The sequence below is a fragment of the Acinetobacter sp. NIPH 817 genome (assembly GCF_000368405.1).
In the GTDB taxonomy this organism is placed as follows: Bacteria; Pseudomonadota; Gammaproteobacteria; order Pseudomonadales; family Moraxellaceae; genus Acinetobacter.
The window spans coordinates 1,751,039-1,772,345 of record NZ_KB849420.1; the positions used below are offsets into that span (position 1 = coordinate 1,751,039).

General features: G+C 39.4%; 19 protein-coding genes. 3 read left to right on the forward strand and 16 right to left on the reverse strand.

The window, feature by feature from the left end:
* Nucleotides 1-135: 135 nt before the first annotated feature.
* From F968_RS11845 to F968_RS11860, 4 genes are all read right to left on the reverse strand, one after another.
* The gene (locus F968_RS11845; RefSeq protein WP_002157177.1) at nucleotides 136-1,476 is read right to left on the reverse strand and encodes an aspartate aminotransferase family protein; all 1,341 of its coding nucleotides are present in this window, start codon (nucleotides 1,474-1,476) and stop codon (nucleotides 136-138) included.
* Nucleotides 1,477-1,721: 245 nt separating this feature from the next.
* Entirely contained in the window at nucleotides 1,722-2,276 is a 555-nt protein-coding gene (locus tag F968_RS11850) for a TetR/AcrR family transcriptional regulator (RefSeq protein ID WP_004793366.1), read from the reverse strand.
* A 662-nt stretch (nucleotides 2,277-2,938) separates the two neighbouring features.
* A complete protein-coding gene (locus F968_RS11855) occupies nucleotides 2,939-3,400 on the reverse strand; it encodes an Imm26 family immunity protein (protein WP_004793368.1) in 462 nt (153 codons plus the stop codon).
* A gap of 110 nt (nucleotides 3,401-3,510) precedes the next feature.
* Entirely contained in the window at nucleotides 3,511-3,741 is a 231-nt protein-coding gene (locus F968_RS11860) for a hypothetical protein (protein ID WP_004793371.1), read from the reverse strand.
* Nucleotides 3,742-3,968: 227 nt separating this feature from the next.
* On the opposite strand from F968_RS11860, the gene F968_RS11865 reads away from it, so the two are divergent.
* From F968_RS11865 to F968_RS11875, 3 genes are all read left to right on the forward strand, one after another.
* Nucleotides 3,969-4,550 carry a histidine phosphatase family protein gene (locus F968_RS11865; protein ID WP_004793373.1) on the forward strand — a complete coding sequence of 194 codons (582 nt, stop codon included), beginning with the start codon at nucleotides 3,969-3,971 and terminating at the stop codon, nucleotides 4,548-4,550.
* Nucleotides 4,551-4,611: 61 nt separating this feature from the next.
* Nucleotides 4,612-5,034, forward strand: coding sequence for a hypothetical protein (locus F968_RS11870; protein WP_004793375.1), 423 nt, complete (start codon nucleotides 4,612-4,614; stop codon nucleotides 5,032-5,034).
* Between the two features lie 222 nt (nucleotides 5,035-5,256).
* A complete protein-coding gene (locus F968_RS11875; protein ID WP_004793377.1) occupies nucleotides 5,257-5,763 on the forward strand; it encodes an SMI1/KNR4 family protein in 507 nt (168 codons plus the stop codon).
* An 89-nt stretch (nucleotides 5,764-5,852) separates the two neighbouring features.
* On the opposite strand, the gene F968_RS11880 is transcribed toward F968_RS11875, so the two are convergent.
* The 12 genes from F968_RS11880 to paaC all read right to left on the reverse strand — a co-directional run bounded on the left by F968_RS11880 (nucleotide 5,853) and on the right by paaC (nucleotide 21,297).
* Complete coding sequence (locus F968_RS11880) at nucleotides 5,853-11,006, reverse strand: DUF4011 domain-containing protein (RefSeq protein WP_004793379.1); 5,154 nt, start codon at nucleotides 11,004-11,006, stop codon at nucleotides 5,853-5,855.
* Nucleotides 11,007-11,204: 198 nt separating this feature from the next.
* On the reverse strand, nucleotides 11,205-11,588 hold the full coding sequence (locus F968_RS11885) for a PaaI family thioesterase (RefSeq protein ID WP_004793381.1): 384 nt from the start codon (nucleotides 11,586-11,588) through the stop codon (nucleotides 11,205-11,207).
* 75 nt (nucleotides 11,589-11,663) lie between these two features.
* Complete coding sequence (locus F968_RS11890; protein ID WP_004793385.1) at nucleotides 11,664-12,269, reverse strand: DapH/DapD/GlmU-related protein; 606 nt, start codon at nucleotides 12,267-12,269, stop codon at nucleotides 11,664-11,666.
* Nucleotides 12,256-13,221 (reverse strand): phenylacetic acid degradation operon negative regulatory protein PaaX, encoded by a 966-nt coding sequence (gene paaX, locus F968_RS11895; RefSeq protein WP_000062822.1) that lies wholly within the window; start codon nucleotides 13,219-13,221, stop codon nucleotides 12,256-12,258. Before paaX ends, F968_RS11890 begins: the two co-directional genes overlap by 14 nt.
* Before the next feature lie 53 nt (nucleotides 13,222-13,274).
* The gene (gene paaK, locus F968_RS11900) at nucleotides 13,275-14,564 is read right to left on the reverse strand and encodes a phenylacetate--CoA ligase PaaK (RefSeq protein WP_004702409.1); all 1,290 of its coding nucleotides are present in this window, start codon (nucleotides 14,562-14,564) and stop codon (nucleotides 13,275-13,277) included.
* Between the two features lie 40 nt (nucleotides 14,565-14,604).
* Nucleotides 14,605-15,813 carry a 3-oxoadipyl-CoA thiolase gene (pcaF, locus tag F968_RS11905; RefSeq protein WP_004793387.1) on the reverse strand — a complete coding sequence of 403 codons (1,209 nt, stop codon included), beginning with the start codon at nucleotides 15,811-15,813 and terminating at the stop codon, nucleotides 14,605-14,607.
* Between the two features lie 12 nt (nucleotides 15,814-15,825).
* Entirely contained in the window at nucleotides 15,826-17,364 is a 1,539-nt protein-coding gene (locus tag F968_RS11910; RefSeq protein ID WP_004793389.1) for a 3-hydroxyacyl-CoA dehydrogenase, read from the reverse strand.
* Nucleotides 17,365-17,366: 2 nt separating this feature from the next.
* Complete coding sequence (gene paaG, locus F968_RS11915; RefSeq protein WP_000386298.1) at nucleotides 17,367-18,158, reverse strand: 2-(1,2-epoxy-1,2-dihydrophenyl)acetyl-CoA isomerase PaaG; 792 nt, start codon at nucleotides 18,156-18,158, stop codon at nucleotides 17,367-17,369.
* Nucleotides 18,158-18,931, reverse strand: a complete 774-nt coding sequence (locus tag F968_RS11920; RefSeq protein ID WP_004793391.1) for an enoyl-CoA hydratase-related protein — start codon at nucleotides 18,929-18,931, stop codon at nucleotides 18,158-18,160. Before F968_RS11920 ends, paaG begins: the two co-directional genes overlap by 1 nt.
* Before the next feature lie 8 nt (nucleotides 18,932-18,939).
* Nucleotides 18,940-20,001 carry a 1,2-phenylacetyl-CoA epoxidase subunit PaaE gene (paaE, locus tag F968_RS11925; RefSeq protein WP_004793393.1) on the reverse strand — a complete coding sequence of 354 codons (1,062 nt, stop codon included), beginning with the start codon at nucleotides 19,999-20,001 and terminating at the stop codon, nucleotides 18,940-18,942.
* Between the two features lie 23 nt (nucleotides 20,002-20,024).
* A complete protein-coding gene (paaD, locus tag F968_RS11930) occupies nucleotides 20,025-20,525 on the reverse strand; it encodes a 1,2-phenylacetyl-CoA epoxidase subunit PaaD (RefSeq protein WP_004793394.1) in 501 nt (166 codons plus the stop codon).
* A 16-nt stretch (nucleotides 20,526-20,541) separates the two neighbouring features.
* Nucleotides 20,542-21,297 (reverse strand): 1,2-phenylacetyl-CoA epoxidase subunit PaaC, encoded by a 756-nt coding sequence (gene paaC, locus F968_RS11935; protein ID WP_004793396.1) that lies wholly within the window; start codon nucleotides 21,295-21,297, stop codon nucleotides 20,542-20,544.
* Between the last annotated feature and the right edge of the window lie 10 nt (nucleotides 21,298-21,307).

Here is a 21,307-nt window from a genome sequence, read left to right on the forward strand (position 1 = left end):
GGCCTTGAATAAAGGCCTTTTTATTGTTTAAGCAATTCGAGATAACGTCTAAAGACACATAAGATAATTGAACAACAAAATACCCTTCAAATTAGATTTAACATCCAACTTGAAGGGTATTTTTTATAGAAGGTCTTACTTTAATTTTGTTAATGCTTGATCCAAAGCACCAACTAACCAATCGATGTCTTTTATTTGGAAAGCCAAAGGTGGGCGCAGTTTCAATACATTGCCATAAGGACCTGCAACTGAAGTTAAAACTCGATGAGTATTTCTGAGCTCTTCAATAAGGTTCAAAGCCAATGCTTTATTTGGTTCTTTTGTGGCTCTATCTTTAACCAGTTCAAATCCTATAAACAGACCAGCGCCACGGACATCGCCCACCATCTCATGTTTGTCCATAAGTTTAGTGAGTTCTTTTAGAAGTAGCCCTCCCACATATTTGCTATGGGTTTGCAATTCTTCTTCCTGAATGACTTTAAGTACAGCCTGTGCCGCTGCCATAGAAACGGGATTACCGCCAAAGGTATTAAAATATGGAATTTTATCGCTAAAAGCAGCGAGGACTTCACTCTTGGCTAAAAGCCCTGACACTGGTACTCCATTACCCATTGGTTTACCTGTGGTAATGATATCAGGCACAACATTGTGACGACCAAAGCCCCAGAAAGAATCGCCAGTGCGCGCGAAACCCGGTTGTACTTCGTCAGCAATAAAGATACCGCCATTGGCATGCACAACATCAACCGCTTTTTGTAAGAACCCCACAGGATTAGGCATCACACCGTCAGAAGAAAATATTGAGTCCGCTAAAAAACCTGCAAACTTGATCCCTTTTGCATTCATATCATCAATTTGTTGCTGGATTTGCTGTGCGAACCAAGTGCCTAAATCATCAGTTTGAATTCGATAATAATCGGGTGCCGGAACTAGACGAGTTGTAGCATCTAAAGGCTGCTCAGTTCCAAGCGCTGGAGAGCATCCTGAGGTTAAGCTACTGGTTCCATGATACGACTCTTGAGACACAATGATTCCTGTACCGCCGCTATATTCACGTGCAATACGAATCGCTAAATCATTCGCTTCCGAACCCGTACACATATACATAGCGCGGTCAATTTCATCGGGAGTGGTTTGTAAAAGTTCTTCGGTATAATCCAAAATATTTTCATGTAAATAACGGGTATGCGTATTAAGCATTTTCATTTGCTCATTTACTGCTTCAATCACCGCAGGATGACAATGACCAATGCTGGCAACATTGTTGTAAACATCCAGATATTGATGACCTGCTGCATCCCATAAATATTGCCCCTGTCCTTTCACCAGATGCACGGGATTACGATAAAACAAGCGATAGGATTCACCTAAAATTTTATTTCTTTTATCGGTCAGTTTGCGGGTAGCATGGTCCAGCTCAGCAGCATGTTCTGGACGAAAGCTATTGGTATCCATAATGGTTGAACGCGTACCCATGAATGACTCCTCTATTTATATTCAGCATACTTTTGCACGAGACGATGACTGACGTAGGCAACTCATACGCTGATTCGAAATATTTCAGTATTTGATTGAAGTTACGCAAACCATATTGCTTAAGTATCTTTAAAAAAACTTGACCTTAGACCACTTAAGCCACAATTTGAAGTCAACTCTCAAAGCTCATCCAATCGCTATTTTAGAATTAAGGCTTATGCCTTCCCCCAAATAAGCCGAAACGTCTAAAGAAAAACATTAGAAATCATATTCCAGTGGCTTTCTCTGTTGTCTGCTCCATCTGGGCTTAGATACTGAATAATTGCGCCCTCAATCATATATAAAAATAGTTTTGCATCTTGAAAAGTCGCATCGGTTTTGAGTTTTATAAGCTGGCTATAGATTTCATTCATTAGCCATGTTCGATATCTCACCGCGATTTGATAGGTGTTTGGATAGATCAGTTTCGTTTCAAAAATGGCTTTAAATAATAGAAAGTACAGCCCCTCTATATCGGTGTGTAAGAAATAAAGTTTCTTGAGTTTATTCCTAGCGTTTGCGCCTTGGTCGTACTCAGCAATTGAAACCACTTTTTCTTTTAAACGTTCTTTTTGCACGATTAAACAGATTTCAATAAACCGCTCTTTTGAGTGAAAGTAGTTATAAAAAGTCGCTTTGGGAATTTGTGACTCTTTCACAATTCTGTCGACCCCAACTGTATGAAAGCCAAAATGGTGAAATAAATGAATCGACTTATTTACAACTTTTATTGCACGCGTTGGGAGAACTAAATTTCGCATATTTTTACCGTTATAAATTCTTGTTGTTTCTAAATGAGATACTTTTTTGGGAGAAAAAAAGGCACAGCAAAGCCGTAAAGACTGTGCGTGGCACATCTCAATTTTGTTATTGCTAAGTTTTAAATAAAAAAGACTTAAAGCCTGAAAACCTTAGAGTGATCAAGCTGCTTTAATTTTTTAAGCTGTGTCGTTATAGCTTTTGGCATTGAAAGCCAAGAAATAATGGATGTGCAAAGCCAACTCCTTTTTATTGGGAGTTCTGCCAGACATTAAAATTATGGTGGCAGAACGAGAAAGGGTTCGCGGACTGGTGAAAGATATAACCAGCACACCCGAAGGTGTCCCTCTCCCGTCCTACCGCAACGGGAGGAGACGAGGAGTTCACGCATAAGACTATCCCTCAGAAGGAATAACTCTGATGCGATCTTTCATCACGGTCCGCGACGACCGTCTGGCAATGTAGGCCAGCAGGCAAAGAATAGTGCCCAACCCTATTGCAGTCAAGCACGCAAATGCCCTTTGTTTTAAATTAAATCATTAAAAAAGTAAGGCTAAATAATGAAGGAGTTATTGTTAAGTGGGGTTATAAAACTTGTTTTTTTATCTATTAATGCCATGCTATTTTTATAATATTAATAAGAAATTTGAGATTCATTGCCTCTTTAATATGGCTTTGGTTTTAAATCTTCAACCCATACATTAGGTACACCTGAAAAATAATCTCTCAACCTATCTTCCACATGCTCTGGATCCCAGACCGCTGCACATTCTAAATCTTTAACTTCCTCATATGTTGCAGGCAGAATATTACCTTGGTGATAAATTGAAAACTCCTTGGTAATCACATCCTGCATGAAATATTTATTTGGTATCGCCAAATCTGCCTCAATAGGCTTATTGTCAATCACTACCCATTGACCAGAATTAATAGCATATTTCATTACGGGCAATCGAAATAATTCTTTTGCTGAATAAATCTTATCGAGACCAAGACTAGAAATATTATCTGTAAAAAAGTCATAAAAAAGTGTTTCCTCTTTATTTATGACCCGACCAAATGCATATTGACCATTTTTTAAGTCAATTTGTAATAAAGCACCCTCTTTAAGCCTTTGCTTTTTCATGTATTAAACCCCTTGTACGCTCAGTGTCATAATATTTTCAAGTGAGTCCTAATTAATAATTACCCCCATATTTCCCGCTTGATATCTGATACGCAATCTCCTTTAATATTTTAACTAGATAACATAAATTGATTGAATAACTCTTTAACCTCTGAAGTAGTGTTTGTTTTACCAAAAAAGAATGAAACTTGATTTGTTTCAAGCTTTATATGGAAAAGTACAGAATGCTTTTCTGTTAGAAAATCTTCAAATTGATCTGCAAGCTCCAAATTTCGACAAACTAGTATTACGCCGTATTCAGGATCTTCCATAATTTGTACATTAGAAATTAGGTTATTCATTTACTACTGCTCTAAAGTTAGATCGCGTTTATATCCTTTACTCTTAGGATGAATGTTAGGGTTATAAAAATATTAGATGAAAAATTTGAGCCTTCAAATATTATTAATTGGAATTTTAAACAAAATTCTTGGCATATTAAGAGAAATTGGGAAACTTATAGTAAATAGCAAAAACTCTTTGGAGTTGGGATTAGCTCCACCGCTCCCAAGAGTTCAACGGAACTAATATGAGTATTTTTCTGATCAGACATGCTGAAAGTGAAGCCAACATTAATGGAAAAACCTTGTCGCATGCTTCAATTACTTTAAGTGAAAATGGGCATAAACAAGCTCAAGAACTATGTTTAAAACTTCCAGAGATTGACCATGTGATTGTGTCTCAATATTTGCGTACACATCAAACCGCCGCCCCACTACTAGAAAAATATAATCTCACTTTTGAAGTAGATGAGCTTTTGCATGAATTTAGCTATTTGTCTGAGCGTAAATGTGCCAATACCAATATGGATGAACGTAAAGCTTGGGTAAATGCTTACTGGGAGAAAATGGATTATCAGCACAAAGATGCCGATGATGCCGAATCTTTTGAGGATCTATATATGCGGGTTCAAGCTTTCTATGAGAAGTTAAAGATATTGGCTGAAAATTATGTCCAAAAGAATTTGGCTGTGTTTAGTCACGGACAGTTTTTACAGCTTTTGATGATGCAAATACAACAACCTCAACCAATTTCAAAAGATTTAATGCGGCAATTTAGATACAATCTGGTCTATCAGCCAATTAGAAACACTCAGGTTTTTACTTATTGAACTGATAAATTTCATATAAGCTCCATTCAGTCTTTTAGAAAAATATTAAAGAACAAAATTTATGTGTGAATGTCAAACTATCGGTGAATTTTTTGTATGTCCTGACAGCTTTTCAAATATTTTCAGCAATAGCTATGAAATGAAAAATAGGTTTCCTCACTACATCATTGAAGAAGCTCCATGCGAAAAAACTCTTCCAAAATTTGACTATGGTGAGTTTTATTATGTCTGCTCTGAGTGTGCGCAAGCATGGTATTTTGAGTGTTATCCAGATACACCAACAGCACCTATTTTTGGAATTAAACTTTCAAATGTGAACCAAACGTTAAGCCAAAATCGAATAAACAGTATTAAGCAATTCTTAGTTGTTTTAGCTCATGAAGGCTTTTCAGAAAATAAGTGCATGCATAAAGGCTGTACGGACTACTCACTTAACGGTATTAAACTATGCCTTAATCATTTTGGTTATAAGTTTAGTACCTGATAAGTCCTGCTCTGGATCTAATGCCTATCATGGTGTAAGTCTGTAACAGGTAGATACAAATACAACAATCTCAACCAATTTCAAAAGATTTAATGCGGCAATTTAGATACAATCTGGTTTATCAGCCAATTAGAAACACTCAGATTTTTACTTATTGAACTGATAAATTTCATATAAGGCATATAATTTTAGAAACTCTTTAAAATAATGAATAGGGAAAATATGACTCAATTTCCAGATTTACTTAAGAAGTTACACCAACTAGATTTTGATTATGCTGATGGAGATGGCATTGATTTTGAACCATACCAAGATTTTTTATCGCCCGAAGAAACAACTGAATGGTTAACAGCTTGGACTGGAAATCCTCAAGCTGATGCTAGTACATTATTATTTTTTGGCCAAGATGGTACAGGTGGGTGTGCTGCTTTTTGGATAGTAAATAAAGATAAAAATATATTAGATCAACCAATTGTATTCTTAGGATCAGAAGGAGAAATGGGAGTTGTAGCGAAAGATTTTAATGATTATCTTTGGTTGTTGTCACAAAATCATGGTCCATTTGAATCCATCGAATATCCTGAAGCTAACACTCAAATTAATAATGATTTTCTGACTTTTGCAAAGCAGAATTCTAAATCTAATTCTAGATCAGTTACTGAAATTCTAAATGATGCTCAAAGTTCTTATCCTAATTTTAAAACTTGGATAGAAGACATGATTCGGTAATGAATATACCTATTAAGACAATGGGTATTAGATAAAACGAGATCTGGCAAAAAAACAGATAAGGTCACCCTTATCTGTTTTTATACAATTTAAGCCACATCTTCTTTAGATTTTATCTCTTCTAATACATTTACCAATTTAGTTAAGTTTTGCTCTGGATCTAACCACCAATCTACTGTCCAAACCGATAAAACTTCCCAACCTAGTCCATTTAAAACAGTTGGTCTCAGCTGATCACGGTCTCGTGCGGTAGCTGCTTTAGCATAGTTTTCACCATCCACGATAATACCAGCAATATAACTACCCGAATTCAAATCATCCTTAATAGCTAGTTCTACACAACTATCGCCCTGACCTATTCCAAGGTCCACACTCCAGCCTTGTTCTTGCAGCTTAGTTTGTAGGTACTGTACGAATTCTTTTTTGCTCTGCTGTTTACTTTGATCAGAATAATTTAAATGCAACTGACCACTTCGAGCAAAAATGAGGAAGTCTTTTAGATCCCTTACCCCTTCGCTATTGGTACGTGCCAAGTTAATTTCTTCTGGACTCAAGGCAGAGAAAACATGTAATCCTTGACGGGCACGAGTAATTGCTACATTTAAACGGCGCTGTCCACCTTGACGGTTTAACGCACCAAAATTCATTGATAAGCGACCATCCTGATCTTTAGCATAGGTAATTGAGAAAACGATAATATCGCGCTCATCCCCTTGTACATTTTCTAAATTCTTAACGAATAAAGGTTCAATGCCTGATTTACTCAATGTCTCTAACTCAGGATGATTTGCCAGTTCATTATCCAGTAAATCTTCAATCAGCTTTTGTTGGGTCATATTGAAAGTTACAACACCAAGAGTCAGAGGGTTCTCCTGTCCTAATTGTGACTGTAAATGCTGAATAATAAATTCAACAATTGCTTTCGCTTCATTACTATTGGTACGCGTATCGCCTTTATCATAGACACCCTCAACCATATGCAGTTTTACAGCAGTATCTTTAGCAACAGGTGCAGGGAAAGTAAATAAACCACCTTTGTAATATTTCTGATTACTAAACTGAATGAGGCTTTCATAACGACTGCGGTAATGCCAGTTCAAAGCTAATTCTGGTAACTGAGCAGCAAGACATTCATCCAAAATACTTTCTAAGTCTTCAGTTACTTCCTCATCGACCTCTTCTTCAGAATCTCCTTTACCAAAGAAACTTGTTGGGGGCATTTGTTTATTATCGCCCACCACAATGGACTGCTTACCTCTCGCCAAAGCACCAATCGCATCCCATACAGGAATCTGTGATGCTTCATCGAAAATTACCACATCAAATTTTGCTTCAGTATCCAGATATTGAGCAACTGATAACGGACTCATTAATAAACATGGTTTTAACCCAACTAACACGTCAGGAATCTGACGCATTAATTCACGTACAGGAATATGACGGCGCTTTTTACCTAACTCTTTATTGAGAACAGTCCACTGAGCCTTATGTTTATCTTGTTCACTAAAAATAGCATTCCAACGATGAATAATCTCATGACTCGCAGCAAGCTGGTGATCTTTGTCTTGTTGTGCAAAGGTCTGGATTTTCTGTTCATGCCGTTGACTGTTGAACTGATTTAATTCAGGGTGTTGACTAAATTGATGAGTAATCCAGTGTCTCGCTAAATTAATATTCAAGCGCTTTAAAGCAGCATCCAGTTCCAATGGAGTATCTAAAAGTTCAAAGGCCAAAGGTTTTAACCCCTGTTTAATTAACTGGCTCTTTATAGCCTGCCAATTTAACCAATGTCTCCAAGATGAACTGTGTTGTTGCAATTGCTGCTGTCTTTCAATAATTTCATTAAAATTAATATCTAGGTATGGAGTAAATTGAACATCATTTTTCAGTGCGTGATCATTTAGCAATTGACTGAATGCATTTTCCACTTGAGCTATGTTTTGTTTTATTTCATCCAAACTATTATTTTTACTAAATTCTACGGCTTTTAATAAAGTTGCTTGGTCTGTAATTGTTGATGCAACTATTTGCTTAATTTCTTGCCACTGATTGTGAATAGCTTCAAAACTTTGCCATGCGCTATCTTCACCCTGCCAGTAAGGACCAAGTTTACTTGCCAACTGATTTTCACATTCAGTGAACTGTTTTTGTTGACTTTGGATATGTTGCAAAATTGGTAAGTCATGTGCAACCGCCAAAGCTGTAGGACGTTGAGTAGAGCTTTGATAAGTTTTGACTAAGTTTCTCAGCTGGAACTTAGCGAACCATGAGAATGGGAAAATTTTTGATTCTGCTTCACGCCATTTAAAGGCAATTTGACTTAAATCTGCTTGATAAATTTGAGATTGATATTGTCCAACCAACGAAGAACGCTGCTGTCTTAAATCTTGGACTAACTGCTTCGCTTGCGTAATAGTGTTTAAATCTAAATCTTTAATAATACTTAGTAATTTTAAATCGGTTTGCTGAACAAGAGCAGATAATGCCGTAAAAATAGAAACATCATGTTTAACCTGATTCAGATTTTGCTTTTCACCAAACCCGAAAACTTCTTGCCAAGTAGAAACTGAATTTTGCAAACGTTGTATCTGGTCTACAAGTTGATCTTGTAATATCTGATATTGTTCTTGCCATGCTAAGCTCCAAATCGGCTCAGCCAAACCTTCTGCAAAACCATTCAATATATCTTTCGCATTTCCGTTGACGAGCTGACGTAAACCTATGGCTTGTGTCACGGTCTCATTCAGTAGCTCACGTTTTTCTGCTGTCAATGTTGCAATACTGATATCAAGAAAACGTAAATGCGGTGTATCCCGATAACGAAGTTCATCACTCATTGCTGCATACAAACTCCAACCAATAGGATGTGGTGTATGCAGGTTTTTTACATGTTGATTCAGCTCATCACGGGTTTGAATGAGTCTGTCTGAGAGTTTCTGCCATTCTGTTGTTTTAGGTTGAGCACTTAAAAAGTAAGGATCATTATTTTTCTGCGCTCTTTCTCTCAGTTGATCGAGTACTTCCATTTTTTGAGATTTTGATGAGTGTAGCTGCAAGCACAGTTCACTTAAGCCAATTTGTGTCAAACGGCGATAAACGACTTCTAAAGCAGCCATTTTTTCAGAGACGAATAATACCGATTTACCATCTGCCAAACATTGAGAAATCATATTGGTAATGGTCTGTGACTTACCTGTTCCAGGGGGACCTGATAACACAAAAGTACGCCCCAATGCCGCGGACATGACTGCCGCTAACTGCGAAGAGTCAGATGATAATGGCGTAAATAATTGTTGTGGCTTATATTGTTGGTCTAATTGAGCAGGTTGCGGGAATTCATCTTGTTTAATAAAAGGTTCCCGTGGGGATTCAATCAGATGATTTACCACAGATTGATTTTTTAGTTGATCCATCCGTGAAGACAAATCAAGCCACATTAAATATTTTGAGAATGAGAACTGACCAATTGCAGCCTCAGCTTTTACTTCCCATCCTGCTATATTTACAATCGCCTTTCGTACAATATGTAAAACCTTATTAACATCTATGCCGGAATCATCTGTTGGTAAAGGATTTAAGCCCGCAATATCAAGTTCAAAATCCTGTCTTAATAATTGTAGTAAAGTAGAGTTAAAACGTGGCTCATCATCATACATAAATAGACGATAGCCTGTTTTAGCTGTCTCACGTGTAATCTGTACAGGAATGAGTAGTAACGGTGCCTTAAATGTACGTTTTGAGCGTTCGGACTCTCTCCATTCAAGAAAACCAACCGCAAGAAATAAGGTATTGGCCCCTCCTTCTTCTAATGCAGTACGCGAAGCACGATAAATCTCAACTAAACGCTTGGTTAATGTGCCACTATCTAAAGAACTAAATAGTAATCTTCTTGCAAGGCTCTCATCTACATACTGATAAATATGCTGACTTTCATTTTCTCGTTGTACTCCTTTAAGAGAAATAGTATCAATACTTCCAAAGAAAAATCCCTCTTGATTTGCAAGCGTATCTTCAAGCTTACCAAGCGTTTTCTCAGAACACTGTAATGGGATGCTGTAACGATTATCTTTAAAATTTAATAGCTTGTTTCTTAGACTTAAATCTAACAAACGCCGTAACCAGCGATCTACTCTTGTCACTTTATTTTCGGTTGTCTGTGCTTCTACACCATACGCAGGGGTAGAAGTAGGTATCCATTCAACCTCTGTGTCATCCACATAACTTTTCTTGTCTTGTAATGTAGAGATTGGCTTAATTCCTCGTAAGCGAGATTGTCTCACATCTATTGCAAAATAAAATTTCTCAGCAACATCATTAATATGAACTAATGCAGCATCAAGAGCTTTGTTAAGTTTTGCTTGTTGGGTTAATAATGTTGTCTCAATAAAAACTATTTCCCCTAACACATTTCTTTTTCTAAGTGCTTGAACATCATCAATAATCAGGTCAATATTTGGAGTTTCACTCAACCAGACACCGAGGTACGCATGTCCCTCTTCAATAATAAGTAAAGTATCTAAACCAATTTGTTCAGCTAATGCGCTTAATAGCAATGTTGTATCTAAACAACATGCTAGCTTTTCTTCAAAAATTTGTTTCACTAAACGTACACGTTGCCCGCTTTTAACAAAGCTTGCTGGACTAACAATATAATGAATGTCTTGTTCCAGTAAGGACTCCCAAATTGCGTTCAACTGAGATAAAACAGAATCTCTATCTCGATCCAAATACCCATTTAATGAACCTAATTGTTTTGATTTTAGAATTTCACTCGCTTTAACAAGAATTGGACTAAGTGCTGAAGCATTAGGTTGTGAAAAACTTGCCAACAACTCAATTGGCTGACGTTCTCCGCCCCAAGTATCAATGGTCAATACATCGATTTCTATCTGTTGTTCTGCTAGTAGTTTTTCATTTTCATTTAACCAAACTACTTCGATACTTCCTTTAATATTCTCAGGTATCTCTTGCAATAATTTAATATCAAAAGCTAATTTTGGTTTATCAAGAGCCAAGACTTGATTGGCTTCCAAACTCGCGATATTGATGATGTGTTCTTTGAAATACTCAGGATTAGAACGAATAACGATTCGAGAACCAGAAATTGTTTCAGTTGAAGAGATTAGAACTTGTCGAATAAGGGGCACTGAATTTTGCTGTAAAACAAAGTTCAAAGCTGATGCACAATCAACCTTTAATGAATATTCAGGATTAGGTTGTTGTTTATTATCAATTTCTGGCACTATTGCCCCCTTATCTATTTTATTAAATCTAATTAAAGACGTATTTAAAAAACTAAAGTTACAATATTAAATGATATATGTCTTATTTTGAAATTAAACAAACCGCAATATTGAAATAAACAGCAAGTTCTTGCTGCGTTACTATGTGTTGATTCAGCTATTTTATTTATATGACATGAGACTCATAACCTCATAATATTACGGCGCAAGTCTGTAACACGTAGATGTAAATAAAGCGACTCTATTATTCAAGCCATCTGTTATCACTACTTCATAATGCGCAAATTTTTTACTACTTCCGACCTTGGTTGCCGTTGCAAATAACATTCTATCTTTAACACCGCTCATATAGCGAATATCTGCCTGTAGGCCAGTATATGGCGCATCCCCTGCATTACAAGCCATCGCAAAAGCAATATCGGCTAAAGAAAATATGACACCACCATGCACCCCGCCCAAGGCATTCGTGTGTTCGTCTTTTACATTAAGCTTGCAACGCGCCTCATCAAAACTGCGATGCAGCACTTCAACACCTAATAGCTCTGCGAATTGATCAACCGCAGTATTTTCCATTTTTTGCACAGACGTCTCCCTACTCGTGCGAGTATTCCTTAAGTATTAAACCTATGTGTATTGAAATCGACTAATTAAAAGTCGTTAAACGCTATCTTGTTTAATCTGATAGTTTGAAGAACTAAAGTCCTTATAGGTCAGGCGGTCATCCGACTCTGAGGTTAATGGCTGAACTTCTTGCATTGAGTTTAAGCAGCGCTGTGCAAGCTCAATGTATTCTTGCGTGCCTCTAGTTTTCCACTTTTTTTCTTGTTCTGACAAATCACGTGTAACCTTGGCAGGACTGCCCATTACCAATACATTTGCCGGAATAATATCTTTGGTTTTAACTAAACTATTTGCACCAATAATGGTGTTTTCACCAATTTCGGCATAGTCCAAAATTACGCTGTTCATGCCGACCAAAACATTTTTTCCAATACGGCAACCATGTAAAGTTGTGCCATGCCCAATGTGTCCCATTTCCTCAACTAAAGTCACGCTTTGCGGAAAGCCATGGATGGTGCAGTTGTCTTGTACATTGGCATTTTGCTTAATATGGATACGACCAAAATCGGCACGCAGTGAAGCAAATGGCCCCACATATACGCCCGCTTCAATAATCACATCACCAATTAACACAGCAGTTGGATGTACAAAAGCCTCTGGGCTAACCACCGGAATAACACCGTCAATACTATAACAAGGCATGATTTAACCTCTCATTTGTCGCCACCAAACCTCCGAAACGGCGCCAATAATGTGCTGTAGCATTTGGCATTGGTCCTTCTGCTGTTGCGGCAACAGACAAGAAGTATTCATCGGCAGGTTCAAATACTTTTTTATAAATATTCATTGATAAAGTTCGCGCACTAATCGCAGGCCAGTCAGTTGGCAACAACTCAAGCGGTAATGCAGGGTCTTTCAACAAAATTCTTCGATAATAATGAATCAGCAAAGTTCGAATTTGAAAGGCCTGAACAGGTTCGAGTTGTTCATTTTCTTGCATCAGCAACACACCAATTTCTCTAAAAATATCGAGAAACTGTAAATATCTTTGGCGTAATTCATCGATTGGCCAATTGGTTCTAAGCATACGACCAATGGTATCGACCGAATTATTAAAGAGCTGCAAGGTTTCGGCTTTAAACACTACCACTTGCTCACTCATATTTAAGTCAACCAACAAGCGTTGCAGTTCAATACGGTTACAACCCGGATAAGCCATTAAGTTTGTCGAAATATTGGCAAATCCTAACCATTCGAGTTCTTTCTTTAACAACGCTTTATTTTCAGTGTCGAGGCTAGACATCAGAATAAGATCCCAATAATGGTCCCACTCTTTCATCTGGTCGTTATAAATACGTTGCTCGGCCTGCAAATAGGTCGAACGGCTTGAATCGGTAATTCGATAAAAACTGGTTCTGCCGATTTTGTCTGAACATAACCAATCATTTTTAACTAAACGAAAAACAGAGGTTCTTACCGCACGGTCATTAAAACCAAATAGCTCTAATAACTGAATCAGGCTTGCAAGACTAATGTTTCCACCCCGATGAAGTACTGAATCTCCAAAAATTGTCGAAATAAGCGAAGTTCCACTTAAGGTTTCATTCTTTACAACAGAATCAATTATTTGCTGTATTTTTGCACTCATACTCATGTCTTGGCGTTTAGTTTCAGGGTATAGATTCTATACCCTGAATGATCTTGATGTTAAGCAATCTGACGCATATCGATTACCCGCTTTGCCTTACCTTCCGAACGAGGTAAGGTCGCTTCTGTAACAACCTCTACAGTAACGCTAATCCCAATCATGGTTTTAATGCGTTTCATCAACTCCTGAGCAAGTTGATTGGCCTGTATATTACAGTTATGACACATCTCTGTACGAATATGCAAAGTATCCATATGTCCTTTTTTAGTCACCAAAATTTCATAATTTGGAACTAAATGCGGAACTTGCAAAATTTGCTCTTCAATCTGAGTCGGGAAAACGTTCACGCCGCGAATAATCAGCATGTCGTCGCTACGCCCCACAATTTTATCCATTTTACGCATTGCCAGATTTTCTCCCGCCAGTAAGCGAGTCAAATCACGAGTACGGTAGCGAATAATAGGTAAACCTTCTTTGGTAATGGTGGTAAAGACTAGCTCGCCAAGTTCGCCATCTTTACAGACTTCACCCGTTTCAGGGTTAATAATTTCTGGATAGAAATGATCTTCCCAAATGGTTAATCCCTCACCCTCACCTAAGCACTGCATCGCAACACCCGGTCCCATTACCTCAGACAAACCATAAATATCGAGAGCTTTAATATTAAGACGTTCTTCAATTTCACGGCGCAGTTCATTGGTCCACGGCTCGGCACCAAAAATACCGACTTTTAAAGACGTATTACGTGCAGTACCAAATTGCTGTTCTAGCTTTTCAATAATACTCACGCAATATGATGGTGTAACCATAATTGCAGTCGGTTTAAAGTCTTGAATAAGCTGAACTTGCTTTTCAGTTTGGCCGCCAGACATTGGAATAACCGTTGCACCTAAGCGCTCAGCGCCATAATGCGCACCTAGACCACCTGTAAATAGTCCATAACCGTAGGCAACCTGAACCATATCTTTCGCGGTTAAACCTGCCATGCGTAAGCAACGCGCAACTATGTCCGACCAAGTATTAATATCTTTTTGGGTGTAGCCCACTACGGTCGGTTTACCCGTTGTGCCTGATGATGCATGCAAACGCACAATCTGTTCTTGCGGTACAGCAAACATCCCAAACGGATAGTTGTCTCTTAAATCCTGTTTGGTGGTAAATGGAAACTTCGCCAGATCGTCTAAAGTGACGAAGTCATCAGGATGTACACCCGCTTCATCGAACTTTTTCTTATAGACCGGACTATTTTCATATACAAAAGTCAGGGTTTGTTTTAACCGTTTAGTTTGCAGCTCTCTAAGCTCTGCAAGTGTTAATTGTTCAACATTATCTGTTGTAAGGCTGTCCATCGCCTATCTCCTCATTATGTAATTTTTAAAACCGTCTAAATTAATTTAAGTTTTCCAAAATCAGTGCGACGCCTTGTCCCACACCCACACACATCGTGCAAAGTGCATAGCGTCCACCTCGTTTTTTAAGCTCACGTGTTGCCGTAATCACTAAACGTGTACCGCTCATACCGAGCGGATGCCCTAATGCAATCGCACCACCATTTGGATTAACGCGTTCATCGTCATCTTTTAAACCAAGTTCACGCATACAAGCCAAAGATTGGGCTGCGAATGCTTCATTTAGTTCAATCACATCCATCTGATCTAGTGTTAAACCTGTTTGCTTTAAAATTTTCTGCACAGCCGGAACAGGACCTATACCCATATATTTGGGTTCAACACCTGCACTTGCAATGCCAATTACGCGTGCTAAAGGTTTTAAACCATGTGTATCTGCAAATTCACGGTTGGTAATTAATACACACGCAGCACCGTCATTTACACCAGAGGCATTTCCGGCAGTCACCGAACCACCTTCTTTTTTAAATGGGGCTTTTAGCTTAGCGAGTGCTTCAAGTGTCGTTTCACGCGGATGTTCGTCTCGATTAACAACGTTCACGTTTTTCTTACGATCTACAATCTCGACAGGCAAAATCTCATCGTTAAAGAAACCGTTTTGTTGAGCCACAGCCGTTTTTTGTTGGCTACGCAATGCAAACGCATCTTGGTCTTCACGACTAATTTGATATTTTTCAGCTACATTTTCGGCAGTTTCAGGCATGCTGTCTGTGCCGTATTGCGCTTTAAGTTGCTTATTTACAAAGCGCCAGCCAATGGTGGTGTCATAAATTTCAGGTGTACGGCTAAATGCTTCGGTCGGTTTAGCTTGTACAAATGGTGCACGGCTCATTGACTCAACACCACCTGCCAACACGAACTGCGCTTCACCTGCTTTAATTGAGCGTGCTGCAAGTCCTACTGCATCTAAACCCGAAGCACATAAGCGATTGACGGTCATGGCTGGCACTGTATCAGGTAAGCCTGCCAAAAGTGTTGCCATGCGTGCAACGTTACGGTTGTCTTCACCTGCTTGGTTAGCACATCCTAAAAATACTTCGTCTACCGTATTCCACGGTAGGTTCGGATGTTTATCTTTTAAATATTTGATGGGCAATGCAGCTAAATCATCTGCACGTACAGCACTTAAGGCACCTGCATATCGTCCAATTGGGGTACGAATAAAATCGCAAATTAAAACGTCTTCCATGTTGACTCCTGATTATGCAAATTCGGTCATATCACGTGAATATTGAGTAGCAATGTTTTGAGTTTTCGCTACATATTGCTTGAGGTAGATACTCGCGCGATATTTTTCCTCTCCATACAGTGCATATAAGTTATTTAAGGTTTGGAGCACATAAGCACCGCCCATTTGTGTCAACCACTGGTAAGGACCCTTAGGATAATTCACTCCATATTTCATGGCATTATCAATATCTTCCAGACTTGCGACACCGTGTAGGCTTGCTTCGCAGGCTTCATTAATGAGTAAAGCGATGGTGCGTAAGGTTAACAGTGCCGGATGGTCTTTAATCCACATCACGCTGATGCAAAACTGTGCAAAGTACGCTTCAACTTTAGCGAGATCACTTGCTTCACAAAGTTCGTTATGGCTGAGTACTAAAGCCTGCGCCTGCTCAAAATCATGGTGCCAATCCATCAAAACCACTTTACGGCTCAGGTAATGAATATTGGCAGACTCACCTTGGCTTAAACGTAAGTCGATATCATCAATTTGAAGAATATTGTCGTCGCTCGCAGATCCGCTTTTTAAACTTAAACGTGTTAAAAAAGCAGGTAGCTGAGACCAAGTCCCTTTTAGCTGAATATGGGCATCGACTGGCTTGGCAACCACAGCTTGAGGCTGAAATGTCTCGTACTGATTTTTTTCGTTATAGGTATAAAAGCCCTGTTTTGACTTACGGCCCCAAGCTCCTGCATCGACTAATTCTTTTTGAATGAGGCTGGGACGGTAGCGTGGCTCGTAAAAGAACTCTTGATAAACGCTTTGGGTCACTGAAAAGTTAACATCTTGTCCAATGAGGTCAGTAAGTTCACACGGTCCCATCGCAAAACCGCCACATTGCTTTAAAGCATAGTCTAGCTGGTCGTAGCTAGTGACTTGTTCTTGCAGTGCTCTAAAGCCTTCTGCATAAAACGGACGAGCAATTCGGTTAACAATAAAACCAGGAGTCGATTTGGTGAGTACAGGAATTTTTTTCCAGCCAAGCATCAAGTTTTTTAAAGCTAAACATAAGCTGTTTGGGGTTTTTAAGCCTTGTACAATTTCAACTAGTTTCATCACTGGCGCAGGGTTAAAGAAGTGTAAACCCACTACGCGCTCAGGGTGAGCAATGCCAGCCGAAATTGCAGTCACTGAAATTGAAGATGTATTGCTTGCAAAAATAGTTTGCGCACTACAAATCTCAGCGAGCTCTTTAAATAAAGACTGTTTAACTTCTTTTTTCTCAACAACTGCTTCAATCACCAAGTCAGCATCACGTAGTGCTTCAATTTGATTCACCACAGTTAAACGTGCCAAAGCTTCATCAGCTTGCTGCTGTGTGAGCTTGTTCTTTTCAACCAACTTTTTAAACGTCTGCTCTAAGCCATCAACTGCTTGTTGCGCTTTTTGAGCGTCCAGATCATATAAAATGGTCGAGTGCCCATTGACGATGGCTAACTGAGCAATACCGATGCCCATGGTGCCAGAACCAATGACGGCAATTCGGGCACGAGATAAGTCTAAATCTGTCATGCTTAGCGCCCTTTAAAATTTGGTTCACGTTTATTCATAAAGGCTTGCACACCTTCACGATAATCTTCTGAACGACCCGCGATGCGTTGTAAATCACGCTCTAACAGCACTTGCTCATCAAAGGTGTTGTTGCTTGATTGATGAATCGCTTTTTTAATGAGAGATAAACCAAATGTAGGCTGTTTCGCTAAACGTTCCGCGAGTTCAGTCACTTTTGTTTTAAGCTCGGCGTCTTCAACCACATCCCAAATCATGCCCCATTCTTTTGCGGTTTCTGCTGGGAGCTTGTCACCTAACAAAGTCAGTCCCATAGCACGCGCATGGCCTACGGCACGTGGTAAAAACCATGTACCCGCAGAGTCTGGAACCAAACCTAAACGGCAAAAGGCTTGTACGAAGTTTGCCGATTTGGCTGCAATCACCAAGTCACAAGCCAGAGCAATATTTGCCCCTGCACCTGCTGCCACGCCATTTACGGCGCAAATCACAGGCTTTGGCATATTTACAATCGTTTTAATAAGCGGGTTATAGTAAGTTTCAATGGAATATCCTAAATCTGGAGCTTCAGCATTTGGGTCAACTACACGGTCCCCTAAATCTTGCCCTGCACAAAAGCCACGGCCTTCACCACTAATCACCACACAGCGAACATCCGGATTTTTGGTCCACTGGTTTAAAACCTCAGCCACTTCGCGGTGCATATCAACGTTAAAGCTATTCAGTGCTTTTGGGCGGTTAAATGTCAGGTAGCCAACACCATTTTTTTCTTCAGCAATAATATTTTGATAGTCCATCACTCACCTCTAAACACTGGCTTTCTTTTCTCAAAGAAAGCATTAATCCCTTCGTTTCGATCTTTTGTAGCTGCCAGCCAGACAAAGTTTTGACGTTCAAACTTGAGTCCCTGACTTAAAGTCGTTTCATGAATACTTTTAATTGATTGTTTAATCACGCGAATCGCTAAAGGCGCTTGTTTCGCAATTTTGGCTGCAAGTTGCACTGCATATTCAACGGTTAATTCGGGCGGCACCACTTGACTGCAAATGCCATGTTGCTCGGCTTGTTTTGCCGAAATCATCTCACCTGTCATCGCCCAGCGCATGGTGAGTTGTTGTCCTACCAAGCGCGCTAAACGCTGTGTTCCACCTGCACCCGGCAACATACCAAGGCCAATTTCAGGTAAAGCAAAACGGGCATTTTCACCACAAACGACCATATCCGAATGTAAAACCAGCTCAAACCCAGCGCCTAAGGCATAGCCATTGACTGCACTAATCAGTGGCTTACTAAACGCATCAATTTTTTGCCAAAGCTTCGGGCGAATATCGAGTTGCAAAGTCACGGCGTCCATTGCAGCTAGCTCGCTAAGATCTGCTCCAGCCGCAAAACATTGTGAGTTACCCGTTAAAACCACTGCTTTGACTTGAGCATTATGTTCAGCTTCTTCGAGCAACTCGCATAAACACTGCAATGTTGCATTGTTTAAAGCATTTCTTTTTTCTGGACGGTTTAGGGTTAATAACAAAACACCGTCAGTTGCTGTGCTGGCTTTGATCAACTCTTGCATGACAGCCTCTACTCATCAAAACTCAAACGAACATTTGGGCCTTTCGGTAAGGTTTGACAGCTAAGTACATAGCCCTTTTCGACTTCGTCTTTTTCAAGGCTATAGTTAAGGAACATATCGACTTCACCAGAAACAACTTTACAACGACAAGTCGCACACACCCCACCTTTACAGGCATACGGTAAGTCAGCACCTGCACGTAAAGCCGCATCAAGAATACTTTCATCGTCCTGAGCCACAGAAACAATCAGCTCACGACCATCTAAAATGATGTTTACTTTTTCTTCTTTACGATTTGCATCCGCTTCAACGCTACGTTTACGAGCCTGCCCTGTGTGGAAACGTTCGGTGTGAATTTTTTCTTTTGCAATACCATAGTTTGGCAAAGTACTTTCTACGGCATTCATCATTTCATCTGGGCCGCAGGCAAATACATGGTCAAAACTTGTTTCAAGCACATCAAAATCAAAAAGTTGTTTTAGCTTTTCTTCATCAATACGACCATTCATTAATTCACTGTCATTGAACTCACGAGAAAAAATATTGATGAGCTGAAAACGTTCTTTAAACTGATCTTTCAAATCCATAATTTGCTCAGCAAACATGGTTTGTTTCCATGAGCGATTGCCATAGAGCAAGGTAAATTTAGCTTCGGGTTGTTCAAACAGAACTTGCTTAACAATTGATAAAATTGGAGTGATACCACTACCCGCAGCAACGCCTAAATAGTTTTGTCCGCCCATCTTGGCTGCTTTTTGAAAAAACACGCCTTGTGGTGGCATCACTTCAAGCACATCACCCACTTTCAAATGGTCATTTGCCCAATTTGAAAATTGACCCTGATCAATTTTTTTAACCGCAATACTGATATCTTCTTTTGCCGCATAGCTGCAAATTGAATAACAACGGCGGATTTCACCAGCTTCGGTTAAATGGCGAATAGTTAAGTGTTGCCCCGGTTGAAATTGAAATTGTTCTTGTTGTTCAGGTACAACGTCAAATGCAATACAAATTGCCTGATCGGTTTGCGGCGTAATACTTTTTACTTTTAATGGTACAAATTGGCTCATGGCTGATTTCCTTATCTAAAGACTTAAATACATTTGAAGTAATCAAAAGGCTCAAGACAGTCCTGACATTTATAAAGTGCTTTACAGGCGGTAGAACTAAACTCTGTTAACAGTCGGGTATGTCGGCTTTTACAACGTGGGCACACAACACCATCATTTAAATGAACGTGAGTACCACATTGATGCGCCAACCCTTCAGGTGGTGCAATGCCATAAACTTGCAGTTTCTTTTTACCCGCTTCAGACATCCAGTCCGTGGTCCATGCTTCTGACAAATCGACCATGACTTTGACTGGCGTCAAAGCTTCTGCGGTAAATGCCTCAGCAATTTGTGCTTTCAACATGTCTGTTGCTGGACAACCGCTATATGTCGGAGTTAGACGAACAATAATTTCTTGTTGATCGTTAATCTCTACACCGCGAATCATGCCTAAATCCACAACAGATAAAACCGGAATTTCAGGGTCACTTACCGTTTGTAGAACATCCCAACATTGGTCGATGCAATGACGAATCATTTGCATGGCTCACCTCCTTGTCTTACCAGGTCATGCCTGGATAAGTTCTTTGAATACTTTGCATTTCAGCCAACAAATAACCTAAATGCTCGGTATGCAATCCTTGTTTTGCACCGCGGCGATAAGCACCGTTCACAGCAACATTTAATTCAAAACGCTTAAGCTCATCTGCAATGGTTTGGTTCCATTGTTCTTTTTCATTTGAAAAATCTGGAATCACACCTTGTGCCACTAATGCTTGCTCGTCTGCATTAAGTTCAAATAACTCAGCGGTAAAGCGCCATAAATTATTTAATCCGTCTTGTACACGTTGATGCGCTTCATCTGTGCTTAAACTTAAACGTTCCATCCAGCTTGTCGAAAAACGGATGTGATACTTCACTTCTTTTAAAGATTTCACGGCAAGCGCGCTTAATTCAGGAAGTGAGCTTTGCGCTAAAGCAGTAAATAGATGAAGATGGTAATGATCCATCAACCATTGGCGTACAATCGTTTGTGCAAAATCGCCATTCGGTTGTTCGCACAACAATAGGTTTAAAAACTCACGTTCTGTACGGAAATACGCAAGCTGATCTTCATCACGCTTAGCTTCATCATATTGACCTGCCAACGTCAGGAAGTTTCTTGCCTGACCCAACAAGTCCAAACCGATATTTGCTAAAGCAATATCAACTTCAAGCTCAGGTGCATGCCCGCACCATTCAGCCAAACGCTGAGATAAAACCAGTTGACTGTCGCCAATATGTAATAAGAATTTAGATAAAACTGTATTATTCATTTCCATCCTC